Here is an 18346-nt window from a genome sequence, read left to right as displayed (position 1 = left end):
GCATACTGCTCACGCGCGCAGCCCTTACGGAGCCAACACATGATCCCGTCCAAGAAAGTTGCCAAGCTTTCCAGCGCCCTGCCCTTCTGGTTGTCGCTGCTGCTGATCCCCCTGATCTGGATCGTCGCGGGGCTTGGCTCGTGGTGGGTTCTGCTTGTCCCGGCGGCCACCTGGTACCTGTTCTCCGCGCTCGACGCCGTCACCGGACTCAACCTTGAAAACGCCGATCTCGAAACCACCGAAGACGATCTCTACTGGTATCGCCTGATCACGATGATCTGGCCCTATATCCAGTTCGTCACCCTCTTCGGCCTGATCTATTTTGCCACCCACACCGACCACCTGTCCGTTGCAGCCAAGATCGGCCTCTTCTTTGGAGTCGGCGTGATTTCCGGCACCGTGGGCATCGTTTATTCCCACGAACTCATGCACCAGAAGAACAAAACCGAGCGCTGGCTCGGTGACTGGCTCATGGCCATGGTGCTTTATTCCCATTTCCGCTCCGAACACCTACTTGTGCATCACCGCTATGTTGGCACCCCGCGCGACCCGGTCACCGCGCGCTATAACGAAGGCTTCCACCGCTTCTTCCCCCGCGTCCTGATCGGCTCGCTGAAATCATCCTTCCGCGCCGAAAAGGAAATGCTGGCCCGCAAGGACTTGCCTTGGACCGACCTCTCCAATCCCTTCTGGCGCTACTGGGCGCTTCAGGCAGGCATGTTGCTGCTGGCGTTCCTGATTGGCGGCTGGGCCGGGTTTTTCTTGTTTGTCTGGCAGGCCTATATCGCAATCTGGCAGCTCGAGATCGTCAACTACGTCGAGCATTACGGCCTGACCCGCAAACATCTGGGCGAAGGCAAATACGAACACGTCAAACCGCACCATTCCTGGAACGCGGCCCACAAGGCGTCAAACTGGCTCCTGATCAACCTGCAGCGCCATTCGGACCATCACTACAAGCCCGACCGCCGTTTTCCGCTCTTGCAGAACTATACCGAGGCCGACGCGCCGCAGTTGCCCTATGGCTATCCGATGATGACCATGTTCGCGATGGTGCCGCCGCTCTGGAAACGTGTGATGAACCCCCGCGTGCGCAAATGGCGCGGCATGTATTATCCCGAGATCACTGACTGGAAACCCTACACCAAGGCCAAAACCCCAATGCCGCGTTAGCCCTGATCCGCAGGCCGCTCAAACGCCCAGACCGTCAACTTGTCCTCGACCCCGCGAATATCCTGATCTTCAAAACGGCGCAGGCCAGCCAGACAGGCATGCCCGCCTTCCTTGACCACTTCACCGCGCATTGAATCGCTGATCACCAACCGCGCATTCAACCCCCGCGTCAGTGCCTCAAGCCGCGAAGCCACATTTACCGTATTGCCCACCACCGCAAATTCGAGCCGGTTCGCCCCGATATCGGCCAGAACCGCAGGCCCGTAATGCGCCCCGAACCCCACCCGAAGCGGCGGCTGCCCGCGCGCGATGCGGTCAGTGTTCCATACATCAAGGTCGTCCATCATCTGGTGCACGCATTCCAACGCGTTGATCGCGTCCTTATCGGTCGGTTCAGGCGTGCCAAAGGTCACCATCAGCCCGTCGCCCAGATACTTGTCCAGCGTCCCGCCGTGATTAAATACCGCGTTTTCCATCAATCCATGGAACTCGCGCAAGGTTTCGATCACCTCTTCGGGGGCGCGTCGCGCGGCGAATTCCGTGAACCCGACGATATCCACGAACAGCACCGAGATCTCGTGATTGCGAATGCGCTTCAGCGGTTCGTCATTGGTCGACAACGCCTCGACTACGTTGGGCGAGAAATACCGGCTCAGGTTCGTGCGCTCCCGTTCAAGGGCGGCATTCGAACGCAACAGCCCGTTGAAGCGCCGCACCGACACCGCCATGATCATCGCCACGATCAGGAACACGGCAATCTCCTGAACCCGCATCTGGATCACATAGCTGTTGGGGTCCAGCCACGCGGCCATCTCGGGTTGATCCGGATAGGCTGCGATCATCGCCTCACTCAATCCGGGCAAGGGCTCTACAAACCACAACGACAGCAACAGCGCCCCAAGCCAAAGACCCGTTGTCCACGTCCCGATGGCCATCACCGTACGCCATGAATAGGCCAGCGTCCCGGCGGCGAGGATCACGAACAGGTAGATGAAATTGCCAAACCGATACTGCATCGCGTGCGGCCATGTATGTTCGCTGAGCGGGTTCGGCCCAACCATGCCCGCCGTCATCAGGGCCAGGTCGAAAAAAATCAGAAGCAGCTCGACGCGCGACAGTCCCACCTTGCCCACGCGCCGCATCAACCAGCCATTCAGCGCCAGAAGCACCAGAATACCCTCGTAATACCAGACATCCGGCATTGGCACGAGAAACAGCAACAGCACACCAATCACCAGCATCGCCGCCCAGCGCACCCGCACGGCCAGCTCGAGTCCCTGTTGCTTGTGCCGTTCCAGAACGGCTTCGGTGTATTGGTATTCCGGGCTGTCCTTGTGCGGCAGCTCATCCGGTTGGCGCCGTGAAAACAGGGACAGGATCGGGCTCTGGGTGTTCATTGCCTTGGGCCTTCCTGAAACGATCTGCCATAAATAGTGGCAACTGGAATAACTTAAAGCCCAAAAAAGCCCCGCCAACATGGGCGGGGCAAGTCAGGGTGCCTGTTCTTAATCGTCAGGCCACAGGCACCGGCGGTATTCTTTTGTCTTGGATAGAGGTATTGGGATCGTCTGTTAAATCAGTTCGGACGCTCGGCCATCTCTGCGCGGATCTGCTGGCGCAGCACGTCGATCGGCACACGTTTGCCATCCTGCTTGTAGCTCCAGTAGGTCCAGCCGTTACAGCTTGGCGCGCCTTCAAGATGTGCACCAACCTGATGGATCGAGCCTTTCACGTCATCCCCGATCAGCGTGCCATCGGCACGGACCTTGGCCTTGTGGCGGCCATTGATCGAATAGAGGTTCTCACCGGGACGCAGCATGCCGCGTTCCACCAGCTGACCAAAGGGGACACGCGGCTCTGCGCGTTTGCTTGCCGAAACCTGCAGCGCTTCACGGTCGAACTTGCGGGTATTCTTGAGCCGCTTCTCGGCCACCTTGCGATAGGCTTCCTCGCGCTCGATCCCGATGAACTCGCGACCCAGCATCTTGGCCACGGCGCCGGTCGTGCCCGTGCCGAAGAACGGGTCAAGCACCACGTCGCCGGGGTTTGTTGATCCCACCAGAACCCGGTGCAGCAGGCTCTCGGGTTTTTGTGTCGGATGCGCCTTGTCGCCGTTTTCATCCTTGAGCCGCTCATGGCCCGTGCAGATCGGCAGAACCCAGTCGCTGCGCATCTGCACACCTTCATTCAGCGCCTTGAGCGCTTCATAGTTGAACGTGTACTTCGCGCCTTCGGATTTCGATGCCCAGATCATCGTTTCATGGGCATTGGTAAAGCGTTTGCCACGGAAATTCGGCATCGGGTTCGACTTGCGCCACACCACATCATTCAGGATCCAGAACCCCTGGTTCTGCAATTCCGCACCCATGCGGAAGACATTGTGATAGCTGCCGATCACCCAGATCGCGCCGTTCGGCTTGAGAAGACGGCGCGCCGCCTTGAGCCAAGCACGGGTGAACTTGTCATAGGCGGCAAAGCTGGAAAACTGGTCCCATTCATCGTCGACCGCATCCACCTTGGAATTGTCGGGACGATGCAGATCGCCCTTCAATTGCAGGTTATAGGGCGGATCCGCAAAGATCAGATCAATCGAGTTTTCCGGCAGACTGTTCATCACTTCGATGCAGTCACCATCCAGAATCGTGTTGAGTGGGAGCGCAGTTGCGCCCTTCGCTTTGGTCATCGTTTTCATTCTCTGCCTCGTTCACGGCGCGGTTTTTTTGATGCGCTCGTTGATGAGACAAGGATGATTCAAACGTGATTCGGCGTCAATTTCTTTTTTGAATCAACAGCTTACATTTTACTCTTGATACAAGATATTGTGGACAGGCTTGAACGAACGTCTATGGTGTGGGGTCACACCAAGATTTTGGAGCGCCGCCTTGTGGCTTTTTGACGGATATCCGGCGTTTGTTTCCCAGCCATAGCCGGGGAACTGTTGCGCCAAATCCCACATGATGCGATCGCGCGTGATTTTTGCCACGATCGACGCGGCCGCAATCGACAAAGACCGGGCATCCCCTTTGACCACTGCCTGCGACCGAAGCGTCAGACCGCGCGGGATCATGTTGCCGTCAATGAGCAGGTAATCGGGCGCGTGCGGCAACCCCGCCACCGCCCGCTCCATCGCCAGATGACTGGCCCGCAAGATATTGATCTCGTCGATCTCTTCGACGCTGGCATGGGCAATACTGACTTCGGCCTTTTTCATGATCTCGACAAAGACCGCCTCGCGCCGTTTCGCGCTCAACTTCTTGGAATCGTTCAACCCCTCGGGAATATTGTCAGGGTCAAGCACCACCGCCGCCGCCGTCACTGGCCCGGCCAGCGGCCCGCGCCCCACTTCATCAACCCCGGCCACCCGCGTGGCCCCCTGCGCCAGCGCGCCCTGCTCCAAAGAATAATCCGGCATCTCCATGGCTCTTCACAACCACGCCCGCAGACCAATCGCAACATGAAAAAGGCCGGGCGGCTCCACACCGCCCGGCCCGCCAGCCGGTCTGCTGCCGGCCTTCTGCTCGATGTCTCAACGACGGCTCACGCGATAGCCGCTGCGGCGCAGGCATCCCGCCTTGTAGATCGTGCCGTACCCCCGGCGCGTTTCGACCTCGCGTTCGCAGCTACGCGGCAGGTGTGCCGTGGGAAAACCCGAGCGTGACAGGCAGCGCACACCGAACCCACGCACGGGCTCGCCGCTTGTGGTCCAGTAATCGCGCTTGCAGGCAAGCGGCAGTTCCCGGTTGAACCGGTGCGGATTGCCCCGGGGCGCAGGGCGCGGCGTGGCATAGGGGTTATAGGGATCGCGGGCTGGTTCGTACCGCCGCGTCGGCGCATCATAGACTTGGCGCCGCTTTTTTTTCTTGTTCTCGTCTTCCAGCGCCTTGCCGATGATCACGATCGCGGCCGTCCCGAAAAGAACCTTGGCAATATCATCAGCATCGGGCCCGGCATGCGCCTTGGCGGCGGTCAGCCCGGTTATGGCGATGGCGGCGGCGAGAACGGTGGTGATGAAGTGACGGGGTTGCATCTTGGGTCTTCCTTCCTGTCTGTGACAACTCAGTGCCCGGTCTTGCGCACCGGACGATGTGCCCCAACAATTCCGCACCATCGAAAAGCCACACAATATCAGCGCCTTGTTATCCCATATCAGGCACTCAAAACGGCTTGGTTATTGAATAACACGGGCCTTTGGCGCAAAGATTGACCCATGATGTACACGCTCAGACATATCGCCCTCATGGCGGCCATGCTGCTGGCGCTGGCGCTCCCCAACCCGGCAGCCGCCGCCGAATGCTATGCCGATTACAAGGCCAAGAAGGACAGCCCCCTGCGCCTGCATTACGGCGTCATGCAACTGCATCAGGGCTGCTCCAAGGCCGACGCCAAGAAAGAGGTCGCCGCCCGGATCAAGGGCGACGGCTGGAAACTTCTGAATGTCCTCTCCGTGTTCGATGGCTCGGAGCTTGCCGGAAAGGAATCCAGTGCCGGACAATTCTACCTCCGTTATTGACGCTCGCCGTCAGTCTGGCCGGGTCGTCACTCTTGGTCTCACCGCCATCGTCGCGATCCTCCTGATCGCAGCGGTCGTGCTCGTGTTCACCCTGCCCGATGCCAACGCCTTCAATGCGCGGGTGGAACAGCTGTTTCTGGAAAACGACACCCTGACCGGGCAGGCGGAAATCAAGCTTCTTGAAATCCTCGCCCAATCCGGCACCGCCTTTGCCGATACGCTGGCCAGCTATCGCATGGTCATCCTCGTGCTTCTGGTCTTTGCCACCGGCATGATGATCGCCGCGCTGGTCTTCCTGATCATGCTGATCACCATGAACCGCCGCATGGCCCAGATCGAGCGCGCCGGGATCCAGGTCAATTCCCTCCTGATCAGCCGGGATGAGAAAACCGTCTATCTCAACAACATGGGCTTCAAGCTCACCGACGCGGCCATGGAAACCCTCTCGGTTCTGGCCGAGGCCCGCATGGATGACGAGATGCTGTCCGGTGTCGAGATTGAAGCGATGATCTCCGGCAAATCCAGCAGCGATTGTGACGAGGCCGCAGGCGCGACCCGTATCAAGCGCCTGCGCGACAGTCTCGGCAACCAGATGGTGAGCGAACTTCTGGTCAAGAATATCGCCCGCAAAGGCTATATGCTGGCCATCGACAAGGACGTGATCCGGGTGCTCTAGCGGCCGCGCATCGGCGCCGCGCGCGGTGGCGACCCGAACTTTCTGGAACGCGGTTTATCTCGCCACCCCAACGCGCCTCCAAAATAAAGCGCCAAGCCTCATCAAATCGCCGCCGCGTGGGGGCGCGGTACCGATGCGCGGCGGCGCGCAAGCGCGCCTTTGTTCCGCGTAGACGCACATCACCTGAGCTTGGAAAAACCCCCCTCGCCCCCATATACTGTGTCTCACCCGGCATCAGAAAGGCCGCCCCATGGAAGGCTCCCGTTTCGGTTCCAATTCCGGCTACGGCATTCGCATCGAACCGCTTGACGGCACGGTGCGCGTCCTGCGTGATGGCCACGTCCTCGCCCAGAGCACCCGCGCCAAGGTGATGTATGAAACCCGCCTGCCGCCACAGGTCTATGTCCCGGTTGAAGACGTGCTGATTCCGCTTTCCGACCCAACCGATCTGCAAACCTTCTGCCCCTTCAAAGGCACCGCCCGCTATCGCGACATTCAACTCGACGGTCAAACCCTCGCGAACGGAACGTGGTCCTATGATGATGCCCTGCCAGAAAGCCGGGACATTCAGGGCCACATTGGCTTCCTGCCCAACACCTATACCGAGCTTGACCTCGGTGGCGCCGAGTTCAGCCCCGATGACTCCGGCAACATCTCCGGCCCTCTGGTTGATTGGCTCATGCGCGGGGCCTCCACGAACACCACGCCGGAAGATTTCACCCGCGCGCTTGCGGAAAAGATGCTCGAAAGCGGCATCGCCGTTTCCCGCATGAGCCTGATGATCTGGTCCCTGCACCCGATGATCGCGGGCAAGAACTATATCTGGCACAAGGGCAAGGACGAGATCACCACCTTCGCCCCGTCCTACGAGCTTTACGACCACCCCTCTTACGTCAACAGCCCCCTGCGCCACGTCGCCGCCGGGCTGGGCGGGGTGCGCCAGAAACTCGATGTGCCCGTGGACCGGATGCAATTCCCGATCATGGAAGACCTCAAGAAAGACGGGCACACCGACTATGTCGCCATGCCGCTGCCCTTTTCCAACGGGCAAATAAACGTCCTCACGCTGACCAGCGATCACCCGGACGGCTTCACCACGGCCAATCTCGGCCTGATCTTCGAGGTTTCGTCTGTCATCAGCCGCTTTTTCGAAGTCTTCACGCAGAAGGAAAACGCACAGAGCCTTCTCGAAACCTACGTTGGCCGCCGCACCGGGGCGCGGGTGCTGGGCGGTGAAATCCGGCGCGGCGACGGAGACGAGATCGACGCCGCGATCATGTTCTGTGACCTGCGCGGCTCGACCCGGCTTGAAGAAGAACTTGGCCGCGACGCCTATATCGACCTCCTGAACCAGTTCTTCGACACCGTCACCGCAGTGGTGAACGATCATGGCGGCGAGGTTCTGAAATTCATCGGTGACGCGGTGCTGGCCGTGTTTCCCAGCGATGCCAACGACGCCTGCGCCAACGCGCTTGTCGCCGCCAAGCAGATCGTGCGCGATCTGCGCGATGTGGCCGAGGCGGCTCACCTTGACTGCGAATGCTCCATCGGCATCGCCTATGGCCGCGTCACCTATGGCAATGTCGGCTCGCAAGAGCGGCTCGACTTCACGGTAATCGGCCAGCCTGCGAATATCGCGGCGCGACTGGGCGACTACGGCAAACGCGTCGGCCACCGCATCGTCGCCACCGCCGAGGTCGCCGCAGAGGACAAGGACGCAAAGCCGCTGGGCGCCCTCTCATTGCGCAATGTCTCGGAACCGGTCGAGAGTTTCGGCGTGTCTGTCGATTCCTGACACAATCCCGGCAATCCGCCGCGCATTGCCCTTGTCTCAACCCTTGACGATGGGGATTTAAAGGGAAAGAAGGGGCCTTTAGTCTACCATCGTCCATTTCCGAGGCGGATGGCGTCCCAAAAGGTGCGTGCATGAGCGAGCCCGACATCTCTGTTGTCGTTCCGGCCAAGAACGAAGAATCCAACTTGCCCACCCTGATCCAAGGCATTCAATCCGCCTTTGACGGGACGGGCCACGCAATCGAGATCATCATCGTCGATGACGGCTCCGAAGACGGCACCCTTGCACGCCTCAAGTCGTTGCAGGCTGACATGCCCAACCTGCGCGTCCTGCACACCCCCACATCCGGTGGCCAAAGCGCCGCCGTGCACACCGGTGTCAAAGCCGCACGCGCCCCGACCTGCTGCACGCTCGATGGCGACGGCCAGAACCCGCCATCCGAACTCCCGAAACTGGTCGCACCGCTGATGGCCGCCGATGCGCCGGCCAAGCTGGGCCTCGTCGCGGGCCAGCGCGTCAAACGTCAGGACACCATGTCCAAGAAACTCGCCTCCAAGGCGGCCAACGGCATCCGCTCCTTCGTACTCAAGGACAAGACCCGCGACACTGGCTGCGGCCTCAAGGCCTTCCGCCGCGACGCCTTTCTGGACCTGCCCTATTTCGATCATATGCACCGATACCTGCCTGCGCTCTTCTCGATGAACGGCTGGGACGTGGCCCATGTCGATGTCGCCCACGAAGCGCGCCATTCGGGCCGCTCGAACTATTCCAACCTGCAGCGCGGGCTGGTCGGGGCGGTCGACCTCTTCGGCGTGGCATGGCTGATCCGGCGGCGCAAAAAGGCGCGGGCAACAGAACTCAACGGAGACAGCTGATGGAAGCGGTTCTTTCCTTTCTCAAGGTCGACAACTGGGTCGAATTCTGGTGGGTCATGTTTGGCCTGTTTGGTCAGCTCATGTTCTCGGGCCGCTTCATCGTGCAGTGGATCGCCTCGGAAAAGGCGCGTCGTTCGACCGTGCCGCTGGCCTTCTGGTATTTCTCCATGGCGGGCGGCGTGATCCTCTTTACCTATGCCGTCTACCGCGCCGACCCGGTCTTTATCCTTGGCCAGTCGCTCGGCCTCTTCATCTATTCTCGCAACCTGTTCCTGATCTACCGCGAGCGCCGTGAAAATGCCGCTGGCTGAGACGCGCGACTGGCTCAAGCCGACCCTCGTCGCCGTTGGCCTGATCACGCTTCTGCGCGTGGTCGCCCTCTGGGGGAGCCCGACCGACCTTTATGTCGATGAATCGCAATACTGGCTCTGGGGTCAGAATTTCGATTTCGGCTATTATTCCAAACCCCCGATGATCGGCTGGGTGCTGCGCCTCTTTGACGAACTGGCCATCCACCGCAGCGCCTTTACCGTGCGCCTGCCCGCGCCACTGTTTCACGGCATCACCGCGCTGATCCTCGGCGCGTGGGCCCAAAGCCTTGCCCCGGCGCACCGCATGGCGGGTCTCTGGGTGGCGATGGCCTATCTCTCTCTGCCCATCGTCGCCGTCGGCAGCTTCCTGATCTCGACCGACACGATCATGGCCCCCTTCCTTGCCGGGGCGCTGTTGTTCTACTGGCGCCTCTGCGCGGGCGGTACCGCGCGCGACGCGATCCTTGGCGGCCTGCTGCTGGGATGCGCCTTCCTGTCGAAATACGCCGCGATCTATTTCCTGCCCGGCGCGCTGATTGCCTATCTGATCATCCCGTCGATGCGCCCCCGCGCTGGCCTGCTGGCGCTCTATGCGCTGGCCTTTCTTGCTGCGGCCTCCCCCAATATCCTGTGGAACTTCGCCAATGACCTGACCACGGTCAGTCATACGATGGACAATGCCGCATGGCTCAAGGCCGAAAGCGCAGGCCCGAAACCCAGCCTGCCCCGCGCGTTTGAATTCATCGCCTCGCAATTCCTCGTCTTCGGCCCGGTCTTCATGGTGCTCTGGATCGCCGCCCTGCGCGCGCCCGCTCCGGGGCGTCAACGCGCGCTGATCTGGTTCTCGATCCCCGTCTGGACCATCGTCCTGATCCAGGCCTTCATGTCGCGCGCCTATGCCAACTGGGCCTTTGCCGCGATCCCCGCGGCCACCATCGCCGCCCTGCTCTTTGCGCTCGATCGCGGTCGCATCCGCACGCTTTGGGCAGGTATTGCGCTCAATGCCGTGGTCTGCGTGGCCATCCCGCTGATGACGCTGTTTCCGACGCTGATCACCGACGCCAAGGGCCAGCCGCTGGCCAAGCGCTATGTCAATGTTGCCGACATCACCCGCGACGCCATCGCCGCGGCCCGCGCCGAAGGCCTGACGGTCATCGTCGGCAAGCATCGCGGCATTTTGGCCGATTTCTTCTTTACCGGCGCGGACAGCGACATGACCTTCTACGCCACGCCCCCCAAAGGCGCGCCGAACCACTATTATCAGCAGAAAAAAGCCCTGCCCGCCGACGTTATCGGCCCTGTGCTGTTTGTCACCGACGACATGGACCTGACCTGCAACGGGGAAACCCTGACCCCGGTGGCCGACCTCTCACAAGAGATCGGAAGCTGGGCGGGCAAACCCTTCCCGGCCTATGTCATCGACGCAGAGTGCCTGCGATGAGCAACAACACCAAAGCCCTGCGCGACGGGATCGTCCTGACCGCAATCCTCGCCATGATCTTCACGGTCTGGCCTGCCCTCGATCTCTGGGTCTCCGGCCTGTTCTATTCCGAAGGCCATGGCTTCTGGCTGGGCAAGGTCGACGTGATCCAGAACCTGCGCAAGGCGATCTGGTCGCTGATCCTGCTCACGCTTTTCTTTTCCCTCGCAGCTCTGATCTTCTCCAAGATCGTGCGCACCACCACGCCCCGGCTCGACAAGGTCTGGGAGGTGATCGTGCTCACCTATCTCCTTGGCCCGGCCCTTTTGGTCAACGCCATCCTCAAGGAACACTGGGGCCGCGCCCGCCCGTCAACCATCACCGAATTCGGCGGCACGCGCGACTTCACCCCGGCCCTGATCCCCTCCGATCAATGCGCCACCAACTGTTCCTTTGTCTCTGGCGAAGGTGCGGGGTCGACCGCACTCCTGATCGCGATCCTGCTGATTGTGCGCAACATGGCGCCGGGCCGTTATACAAGGCACGTAACCATCGCCGCTTTCATCATTGCGGGGATGGGTCTGTCCTTCCGCGTGCTGATGGGGCGGCATTTCCTGTCGGACACCATTCTGGCGGCGCTGTTCGTGACGCTGATCGCGCTCACCATCCTGCAGCTCAAACGCTACCGCAATATCCGCCTGTTCTGAGCCTTCAGAGCTTGTCAGCGAACTGCGCCAGAACCTCTTCGTAGACCGCCCGCTTGAACGGCACGATATTGGCCACCAACTCGTCCGCAGGCAGCCAGCGCCATTCCGAGAACTCCTGGTGCTCCTGCTCGATCTTCACCTGATCGTCCGTGCCGTGAAACCGCAGCAGATACCACTTCTGCTCCTGCCCCTTGAAGCGCCCCTTCCAGATGCGCGGCACGATGTCATGCGGCAGATCATAAGCCACCCACCCTTCGGTTTCGGCCTCGACCGTCACCAGATCGCGGGACACGCCGGTTTCCTCTTCCAATTCGCGCAACGCCGCCTCTTCCGGCGTCTCGCCCTTGTCGATCCCGCCCTGCGGCATCTGCCACGCGGGCACCTCGCTATCCAGTCGCTGCCCAACAAAGGCATGGCCCTCGGCATTGACCAGCATCACACCAACATTGCGGCGATAGGGCAGTTTCTCGATCTCTTCGGGGGTCATGACATCTCACTCTTTCTCAGGCTTGGCCAAGTCCTAACCAAGCCCATCACCACGCGCAACGCGGCAAATCCTCAATGCGCCTCGGCCCAGTTCTGACCCCGCCCCGCATCCACGATCAGCGGCACGTCCAGCTTCACCGCAGGCTCCGCCGCGCCCTGCATCACATCCCGCGCCACCGCGATTGCCTCGTCCACGGCTCCGTCATCCACCTCGAAAATCAGTTCGTCATGCACCTGCAACAACATCTTGGCGGGCAGGTCGGCAATCGCCGCCGGCATCCGCACCATGGCCCGACGGATCACATCCGCCGCCGTGCCCTGGATCGGGGCGTTGATCGCCGCGCGATAGGCAAAGCTGGCGCGCGGCCCCTTGGCGTTGATCTCGGGCGTATGAATCTTGCGCCCGAACAACGTCTGGACATAGCCATGTTCCTTGGCGAAGGCCTTGGTGTCATCCATATAGGTGCGAATACCGGGGAACCGCTCGAAATAGCGGTTGATGAAATCCTGCGCCTCGCCGCGCGGAATGCGCAGGTTGCGCGCAAGCCCAAAGCCCGAGATGCCATAGATCACACCAAAATTGATCGCCTTGGCCCGCCGTCGCAGCTCCGGCGTCATCTCTTCCATCGGCACATCAAACATCTCGGACGCGGTCATGGCGTGAATGTCCTGCCCGTCCTTGAACGCCTGCTTGAGCGCATCAATCCCAGCAATATGCGCCAAAATCCGCAGTTCGACCTGGCTATAGTCGAGGCTGACCAGCGTCTTGCCCGGCTCGCTGACAAACGCCTCGCGAATGCGCCGCCCTTCCTCGCTGCGCACCGGGATGTTCTGCAGGTTCGGATCGGTCGATGCGAGCCGCCCCGTATTGGCTCCAGTCTGCACATAAGACGTGTGCACCCGCCCGGTCTCGGCGTTGATGTGATCCTGCAAGGCGTCCGTATAGGTGCTCTTGAGCTTGCTCAATTGCCGCCAGTCCAGCACGCGGCGCGGCAATTCATGTTCCGTGGCAAGCTCTTCGAGAATATCGGCCCCGGTGGAATACTTGCCGTTCTTGCCCCGCTTGCCGCCTTCAATCCCCATCTTGTCAAACAGGATCTCGCCAAGCTGCGCGGGGCTGCCGACATTGAAGTTTTCGCCGGCCAGCTCGTGAATCTCCGCCTCCAGCCCCGCCATCTTCTGGGCAAAGGCGTTGGACATGCGGCTCAGCGTGTCGCGGTCCACCTTGATCCCGTGCATCTCCATCTCGGCCAGCACCGGCACCAGCGGCCGCTCCAGCGTTTCATAGACCGTCGTCACCTGTTTCTGATGCAGGCGCGGCTTGAACAGCTTCCAAAGGCGCAGGGTGATATCCGCATCCTCGGCGGCATACTTCACCGCCTCGTCAATCGGCACCTTGTCGAACGTGATCGCGGATTTTCCCGTGCCCAAAAGCGTCTTGATCGGGATCGGCGTGTGGCTCAGATACCGTTCAGAGAGCGCATCCATCCCGTGATTATGCTCGCCCGCATGCAGCGCGTAACTCAACAGCATCGTGTCATCAATCGGCGCAACCGCGATGCCGTAGCGGCTCAGAACCTTGCAGTCATACTTGGCGTTCTGGAAAATCTTGAGCACGGCCGCGTCTTCGAGCACCGGCTTGAGCATATCCAGCACCTCATTGAGCGCCATCTGCCCGGCCTGCAACTCCTCGCCGCCAAAAAGGTCGTCGCTCGCGCCCTTCTTGTGCCCGACAGGGATATAACAGGCCTCCCCCGGCTCGACGCTCAGACAGATCCCGGCCAGCTCCGCGACCATCTCGTTTAGCGAGGTGGTCTCGGTGTCCACGGCGACGTAGCCGCGATAATTGATCTTGTCGATCCACGCCTGCAACGCGGCGGCATCGCGCACACATTCATAGGCTTGGGGATCAATCGCCACCGACTCTTCGCCCTCATCCGACGCCTCCGCCGCCTGCGGTTCGGGAATGCTGGGGGCTTCGACCCCCAACTGGTCCGCCATCCGCTTGGAGAGCGTGCGGAACTCCATCTCGGCCAGAAAGCCCAACAAAACATCCGGCTCCGGCTCACGCACTTCCAATTCATCCAGCGTGAAATCCAGCTCCATATCGCAGTCGAGCTGCACCAGCCGCTTGGACAGTTCAATCTGGTCGCGTTTTTCGATAAGCGTCTGGCGGCGCTTGGGTTGCTTGATCTCTTCGGCCCGGTCCAGCAGGCTTTCCAGATCGCCGTATTCGTTGATCAGCAAAGCCGCCGTCTTGATGCCGATGCCCGGCGCGCCGGGCACGTTGTCCACGCTGTCCCCGGCCAACGCCTGCACATCGACCACCCGTTCGGGCCCAACCCCGAATTTTTCGATCACCCCGTCCCGATCAATGCGGCGGTTCTTCATGGCATCAAGCATTTCGACGCCATCCCCCACCAGCTGCATCAGGTCCTTGTCGGAACTGATGATCGTACACCGCCCCCCGGCATCCCGTGCCTGACAGGCCAGCGTGGCGATGATGTCATCCGCCTCGAAGCCCTCGATCTCTTTGCAGGCGATGTTGAACGCCTTGGTTGCCTCGCGGGTCAACGGAAACTGCGGCACAAGGTCTTCGGGCGCAGGCGGGCGGTTGGCTTTGTATTGATCGTACATGTCGTTCCGGAACGACTTGCCGGAATAGTCGAAGATCACCGCCACATGGGTCGGCGCATCCGGCCCGGTATTCGCCTCGACATAGCGGTGCAGCATGTTGCAGAACCCCGCCACCGCGCCCACGGGCAACCCATCGGATTTGCGCGTCAGGGGCGGCAGCGCGTGATAAGCGCGAAAAATGAAGGCCGATCCGTCGATCAGGTGAAGGTGACAACCCTTGCCGAAACTCATGTAACGCGCTCCCCGTTTCCTGTTGGTCCCGTTGTGCCATGCCGCGCGCGGTGGTGCCAGATGGAAAGCGGTGGATGAGGGGGCCAGCCCCCTCTTGAGCCGATGGCTCAATTCACCCCCGGGATATTTCTGGCAAAAGGAAGAGGTGGGTTGGGGATTGTTTTACCTGTTCAGGACTTGACGACTCCGCCACGAGAGCGTTTGTCTTGCGCTTCAAAGAGGGGAAACACATGACACATCTCTGGGTGCGGGCCGAGCAGCGGCCCAATGAAGAACGCGTGGGGCTGACCCCGAAAGGGGCAAAGGCGCTGCTGGACAAAGGCATCCGGGTCACGGTCGAGGAAAGCTCTGTCCGCGCGATCCCGATCGACGGCTACGTCGCGGCGGGTTGCGAGATTGCCGCAGAGAACAGCTGGCCCGACGCGCCGCGTGACGCGATTATCTTTGGTCTCAAGGAGCTGCCCGATGACGGCACGCCCCTGCCGCACCGCCACATCATGTTCGGCCATGCCTTCAAGGGCCAGCATTCCGGCAAAGCCCTGCTCGAACGGTTCAAGGCGGGGGGCGGCACGCTTTATGACCTCGAATATCTCGTTGACGACACCGGGCGCCGCGTCGCCGCCTTTGGCTATTGGGCCGGCTATGCCGGGGCCGCGGTCACGCTCAAGACTTGGGCCGCCCAACAGCGCGGCGAAACCTGCGGCCCTGTAGGGGTTTATCCGGGCAAGGACGCACTCCTGGCCGACCTCGGTGCAGAACTCGACGCCCTCAACACCGCCCGCCCCACCGCCATCGTCATCGGCGCGCTGGGGCGCGTCGGCACCGGCGCGGCGGACCTGCTTGAAGCGACGGGCTGTGCCGTGACCAAATGGGACATGGCGGAAACCGCCAGCGGCGGCCCCTTCCCGGAAATCCTTGATCACAACCTGTTCCTCAACTGCATCTTCGCCCGACCCGGCACGCCGGTCTTTGTGCCGCGCGAGGCACTCACCGCCCCCCGCGCCCTCACCGCGATCGGCGACGTGGCCTGTGATCCGGACAGCGATTACAACCCGGTGCCGGTCTATGACCGCGCCACCACATGGGACGCCCCCGCCCTGCGCGTGGCCACCGACCCGGTGCTCGACGTCATGGCCATCGACAACCTGCCTTCAATGCTGCCTGTCGAGTCCTCACAAGACTACGCCGACCAGCTTCTCGGCACGCTGCTGAGCCTCGGCGATCTCTCGGGCGGGGTCTGGACCCGCGCCGAGGCCGATTTCATCACCCATTCCAAAGACCTCTGAAAAGGAGCGCAAAACATGACCATTCACTGGTGTGGCACCGGCCTTTCGGCCATTCCCGGCCTGCGCCGCCTGATCGCGGCGGGCCATCCCGTTACCGTTTGGAACCGGACCGTCGAGAAGGCCCGCGAAACCGTGGGCGATCTGACCGACGACATTCGTACCTTTGACATCGACACGCTGGGCGCGGCGCTCAACAAGGGCGACGTGGTTGTCTCGATGCTTCCGGGCGACTGGCACGTCCCACTGGCCGAGCTGTGTATCGCCAAGGGCGCCAATTTCGTCAGCTCCTCCTACATCGCCCCCGAGATGAAGGCGCTCAACGACGCGGCGCAGGTCGCCGGTGTCGCCTGTGTCAACGAGGTTGGTCTCGATCCGGGCATCGACCACCTCATGGCGCATGCGCTCGTGGCCGACTACCGCGCGTCCGACGCCTTTGACACGGGCAATACGCTTTCGTTCATCTCCTACTGTGGCGGCATCCCCAAACATCCCAACCCGTTCCGCTACAAGTTCAGCTGGTCGCCGCTTGGCGTGCTCAAGGCGCTGCGTTCGCCTTCGCGCTCGATCCGCGATCACGCGCCACTTGACGTGGCCCGCCCGTGGGACGCGATCAGCAGCTACGAAGCCCCGCTGCCAAGCCCCGAAACCTTCGAGGTCTATCCCAACCGCGACTCGATCCCTTTCATGGAGGATTACAAGTTCGACCCGGATTGGTCCGTGAAGGAATTCGTGCGCGGCACCCTGCGGCTCAACGGCTGGGCCGACGCATGGGGCGACGTCTTCCGCGAGATCGAAACCCTTGCAGGACCCGAAGGCGACGCCCGCCTCAAGGAAATGTCGGACCAATTCTGGGCCGACAACGCCTATGACGAAGGCGAACCGGATCGCGTGGTGCTCTGCGTTGGTCTCAAGGCCGAGAAAGACGGCGAGACCGTCTGGCACAAGACCTACGTGATGGACGCATGGGGCGATGAAAACAGCACCGCCATGGCGCGGCTTGTCTCGGTCCCTGTATCGCTGGCCATCGAGTCCGTGCTCGCGGGCGACATCGCCCCCGGCGTGCACGCCGCCCCGAGCGAACCTGCGCTGTTCAACGCGTGGCTGGCCGAAGTCGGACAGCTGGCCCAGCATCTCGAGGTGGTCGACCACACCGCCTGATCAAAACAGGAAACGGGCGCGCAAATCCTGTTGCGCGCCCGTCTTTCAAACCGCTCTGAGCGCGATCAGTCGACCGGCAGGATTTCCGGGAATTGCCACGTCCCGTCAAGGATCTCTTCGCGCGGCAAATACAGACGCACGGTATAGTTCCAGCCCTCGGTGATCGGGATACAGTTCACCCGTCCATCGTCGCAGCCCCCGAAATGCAGCGTATAGGACCCATCTTCGTTCGGCGCGGCGGTCACATCATTATAACTGTTGCGCTTGAGCGCGTTCGGCTCAAGGAACCCCTTGGCATTGTAGACAGTCACCGACCAGAACGCATCCACCGGCACGTCCTTGACCGTCACCGCATAGGGCCTCACCCCGTCATTGCCGTCGACGCTGCTGATCACGCCAACCGCCGCTTCGGCCGGCTGTCCGGCCCATCCGGCAATGGCACCAACCAGGTGGTCAATCGGGTCCACCTCATCTTTGCGCCCAAAAGACCGCGCCGTGTCAAACCCGACCACCGACGCAAGATCGTTTACCGCCCTGCGGGCATCGGCAAGGCTCTCCAGATCCCAGTCCGGTGCCTCGAACGGACCAGTCCCGCCACCGCTCAGTGTCAGACCATCCTGCGCGGCATGGGCGATGGCCAGGTCTTCGGGATCGGAAGGATCCACGAAGGTACGGAACAGGACATAGGCAAACCGGGTGCCCACATCCTCCTTGGTCAACGCATAGGTGCCCGGCGTGGATTCAACGAAACTATAGTGGTCCTGGCTGATGACCAACATTGACTGGAACCGGCCGTCGGTTTCCGGAAGGGTGATGGACGCCGGTTCGGAAAGATCGACGATCACCATCGAATACAGCGTGTCCTGGTTGGCCCGGATGATCGGCTGCGGCTCTTCGGCAGAGACCGGTGCGCGTTCATGCGCGAACTCGCCGATACCGACCTTGCTGGTCGCCAAACCGGCCCGGATCATCGTGTCGGACTCGGCCCGTACAAGGTTCGCAATGGTGACACTTTCGGCCAGCGCCGGAACCGGCGCGCAAAGCGCGAGCGCGACAATACAGTGAAGTGCTTTCATGGTCT

General features: G+C 61.4%; 17 protein-coding genes. 10 read left to right on the top strand and 7 right to left on the bottom strand.

Annotated elements, in window-relative coordinates:
- The first annotated feature begins 39 nt into the window (after positions 1–39).
- Entirely contained in the window at positions 40–1173 is a 1134-nt protein-coding gene (locus ACS3QZ_RS16450) for an alkane 1-monooxygenase (RefSeq protein ID WP_456038815.1), read from the top strand.
- Here the strand turns inward: ACS3QZ_RS16450 and ACS3QZ_RS16445 are convergent.
- From ACS3QZ_RS16445 to ACS3QZ_RS16430, 4 genes are all read right to left on the bottom strand, one after another.
- On the bottom strand, positions 1170–2570 hold the full coding sequence (locus ACS3QZ_RS16445) for an adenylate/guanylate cyclase domain-containing protein (protein ID WP_456038814.1): 1401 nt from the start codon (positions 2568–2570) through the stop codon (positions 1170–1172). The genes ACS3QZ_RS16450 and ACS3QZ_RS16445 overlap by 4 nt on opposite strands.
- A 179-nt stretch (positions 2571–2749) precedes the next feature.
- Positions 2750–3865 (bottom strand): site-specific DNA-methyltransferase, encoded by a 1116-nt coding sequence (locus ACS3QZ_RS16440; protein ID WP_456038813.1) that lies wholly within the window; start codon positions 3863–3865, stop codon positions 2750–2752.
- A 108-nt stretch (positions 3866–3973) separates the two neighbouring features.
- The gene (gene rnhB, locus ACS3QZ_RS16435) at positions 3974–4591 is read right to left on the bottom strand and encodes a ribonuclease HII (RefSeq protein WP_456038812.1); all 618 of its coding nucleotides are present in this window, start codon (positions 4589–4591) and stop codon (positions 3974–3976) included.
- Positions 4592–4699: 108 nt separating this feature from the next.
- Positions 4700–5200, bottom strand: a complete 501-nt coding sequence (locus ACS3QZ_RS16430; protein WP_093093620.1) for a hypothetical protein — start codon at positions 5198–5200, stop codon at positions 4700–4702.
- 180 nt (positions 5201–5380) lie between these two features.
- On the opposite strand from ACS3QZ_RS16430, the gene ACS3QZ_RS16425 reads away from it, so the two are divergent.
- The 7 genes from ACS3QZ_RS16425 to ACS3QZ_RS16395 all read left to right on the top strand — a co-directional run bounded on the left by ACS3QZ_RS16425 (position 5381) and on the right by ACS3QZ_RS16395 (position 11467).
- Positions 5381–5683, top strand: coding sequence for a hypothetical protein (locus tag ACS3QZ_RS16425; protein WP_242654752.1), 303 nt, complete (start codon positions 5381–5383; stop codon positions 5681–5683).
- Positions 5655–6359, top strand: coding sequence for a winged helix-turn-helix domain-containing protein (locus ACS3QZ_RS16420; RefSeq protein WP_456038811.1), 705 nt, complete (start codon positions 5655–5657; stop codon positions 6357–6359). The genes ACS3QZ_RS16425 and ACS3QZ_RS16420 overlap by 29 nt, the downstream gene beginning before the upstream one ends.
- Before the next feature lie 250 nt (positions 6360–6609).
- Positions 6610–8154, top strand: a complete 1545-nt coding sequence (locus ACS3QZ_RS16415) for a DUF427 domain-containing protein (RefSeq protein WP_456038810.1) — start codon at positions 6610–6612, stop codon at positions 8152–8154.
- A 131-nt stretch (positions 8155–8285) separates the two neighbouring features.
- Positions 8286–9029, top strand: a complete 744-nt coding sequence (locus tag ACS3QZ_RS16410; protein WP_456038809.1) for a glycosyltransferase family 2 protein — start codon at positions 8286–8288, stop codon at positions 9027–9029.
- Entirely contained in the window at positions 9029–9340 is a 312-nt protein-coding gene (locus ACS3QZ_RS16405; protein WP_093093612.1) for a lipid-A-disaccharide synthase N-terminal domain-containing protein, read from the top strand. Before ACS3QZ_RS16410 ends, ACS3QZ_RS16405 begins: the two co-directional genes overlap by 1 nt.
- Positions 9327–10781, top strand: coding sequence for an ArnT family glycosyltransferase (locus tag ACS3QZ_RS16400; RefSeq protein ID WP_456038808.1), 1455 nt, complete (start codon positions 9327–9329; stop codon positions 10779–10781). The genes ACS3QZ_RS16405 and ACS3QZ_RS16400 overlap by 14 nt, the downstream gene beginning before the upstream one ends.
- The gene (locus ACS3QZ_RS16395; RefSeq protein ID WP_456038807.1) at positions 10778–11467 is read left to right on the top strand and encodes a phosphatase PAP2 family protein; all 690 of its coding nucleotides are present in this window, start codon (positions 10778–10780) and stop codon (positions 11465–11467) included. Before ACS3QZ_RS16400 ends, ACS3QZ_RS16395 begins: the two co-directional genes overlap by 4 nt.
- Positions 11468–11471: 4 nt before the next feature.
- On the opposite strand, the gene ACS3QZ_RS16390 is transcribed toward ACS3QZ_RS16395, so the two are convergent.
- Both ACS3QZ_RS16390 and polA read right to left on the bottom strand, forming a co-directional pair.
- The gene (locus ACS3QZ_RS16390; protein WP_456038806.1) at positions 11472–11954 is read right to left on the bottom strand and encodes an RNA pyrophosphohydrolase; all 483 of its coding nucleotides are present in this window, start codon (positions 11952–11954) and stop codon (positions 11472–11474) included.
- 71 nt (positions 11955–12025) lie between these two features.
- Positions 12026–14821: a DNA polymerase I gene (polA, locus tag ACS3QZ_RS16385; protein WP_456038805.1), complete on the bottom strand. Its 2796-nt coding sequence runs from the start codon at positions 14819–14821 to the stop codon at positions 12026–12028.
- Positions 14822–15051: 230 nt separating this feature from the next.
- Here polA and ACS3QZ_RS16380 point away from each other — a divergent pair, with 230 nt between their 5' ends.
- Both ACS3QZ_RS16380 and ACS3QZ_RS16375 read left to right on the top strand, forming a co-directional pair.
- Entirely contained in the window at positions 15052–16107 is a 1056-nt protein-coding gene (locus ACS3QZ_RS16380; RefSeq protein ID WP_456038804.1) for a saccharopine dehydrogenase, read from the top strand.
- Between the two features lie 15 nt (positions 16108–16122).
- Entirely contained in the window at positions 16123–17265 is a 1143-nt protein-coding gene (locus ACS3QZ_RS16375; RefSeq protein WP_456038803.1) for a saccharopine dehydrogenase family protein, read from the top strand.
- A 65-nt stretch (positions 17266–17330) separates the two neighbouring features.
- Here ACS3QZ_RS16375 and ACS3QZ_RS16370 read toward each other — a convergent pair whose 3' ends face one another.
- The gene (locus ACS3QZ_RS16370; protein ID WP_456038802.1) at positions 17331–18341 is read right to left on the bottom strand and encodes a DUF1214 domain-containing protein; all 1011 of its coding nucleotides are present in this window, start codon (positions 18339–18341) and stop codon (positions 17331–17333) included.
- Positions 18342–18346 lie beyond the last annotated feature (5 nt).

This window comes from Shimia sp. W99 (assembly GCF_053851455.3).
Note: the sequence above shows the minus strand (reverse complement) of the source record. Positions and strands in the feature narration are given on the sequence as shown.

What these genes read in the sequence shown, in the direction of transcription:
- ACS3QZ_RS16375 (WP_456038803.1), top strand. Translation starts at nt 16,123, where the DNA reads ATGACCATTCACTGGTGTGGCACCGGCCTTTCGGCCATTCCCGGCCTG.
- ACS3QZ_RS16425 (WP_242654752.1), top strand. Translation starts at nt 5,381, where the DNA reads ATGATGTACACGCTCAGACATATCGCCCTCATGGCGGCCATGCTGCTG.
- ACS3QZ_RS16445 (WP_456038814.1), bottom strand. Translation starts at nt 2,570, where the DNA reads ATGAACACCCAGAGCCCGATCCTGTCCCTGTTTTCACGGCGCCAACCG.
- ACS3QZ_RS16380 (WP_456038804.1), top strand. Translation starts at nt 15,052, where the DNA reads ATGACACATCTCTGGGTGCGGGCCGAGCAGCGGCCCAATGAAGAACGC.
- ACS3QZ_RS16440 (WP_456038813.1), bottom strand. Translation starts at nt 3,865, where the DNA reads ATGAAAACGATGACCAAAGCGAAGGGCGCAACTGCGCTCCCACTCAAC.
- ACS3QZ_RS16430 (WP_093093620.1), bottom strand. Translation starts at nt 5,200, where the DNA reads ATGCAACCCCGTCACTTCATCACCACCGTTCTCGCCGCCGCCATCGCC.
- ACS3QZ_RS16395 (WP_456038807.1), top strand. Translation starts at nt 10,778, where the DNA reads ATGAGCAACAACACCAAAGCCCTGCGCGACGGGATCGTCCTGACCGCA.
- polA (WP_456038805.1), bottom strand. Translation starts at nt 14,821, where the DNA reads ATGAGTTTCGGCAAGGGTTGTCACCTTCACCTGATCGACGGATCGGCC.
- ACS3QZ_RS16400 (WP_456038808.1), top strand. Translation starts at nt 9,327, where the DNA reads ATGCCGCTGGCTGAGACGCGCGACTGGCTCAAGCCGACCCTCGTCGCC.
- rnhB (WP_456038812.1), bottom strand. Translation starts at nt 4,591, where the DNA reads ATGGAGATGCCGGATTATTCTTTGGAGCAGGGCGCGCTGGCGCAGGGG.
- ACS3QZ_RS16415 (WP_456038810.1), top strand. Translation starts at nt 6,610, where the DNA reads ATGGAAGGCTCCCGTTTCGGTTCCAATTCCGGCTACGGCATTCGCATC.
- ACS3QZ_RS16405 (WP_093093612.1), top strand. Translation starts at nt 9,029, where the DNA reads ATGGAAGCGGTTCTTTCCTTTCTCAAGGTCGACAACTGGGTCGAATTC.
- ACS3QZ_RS16370 (WP_456038802.1), bottom strand. Translation starts at nt 18,341, where the DNA reads ATGAAAGCACTTCACTGTATTGTCGCGCTCGCGCTTTGCGCGCCGGTT.
- ACS3QZ_RS16390 (WP_456038806.1), bottom strand. Translation starts at nt 11,954, where the DNA reads ATGACCCCCGAAGAGATCGAGAAACTGCCCTATCGCCGCAATGTTGGT.
- ACS3QZ_RS16450 (WP_456038815.1), top strand. Translation starts at nt 40, where the DNA reads ATGATCCCGTCCAAGAAAGTTGCCAAGCTTTCCAGCGCCCTGCCCTTC.
- ACS3QZ_RS16410 (WP_456038809.1), top strand. Translation starts at nt 8,286, where the DNA reads ATGAGCGAGCCCGACATCTCTGTTGTCGTTCCGGCCAAGAACGAAGAA.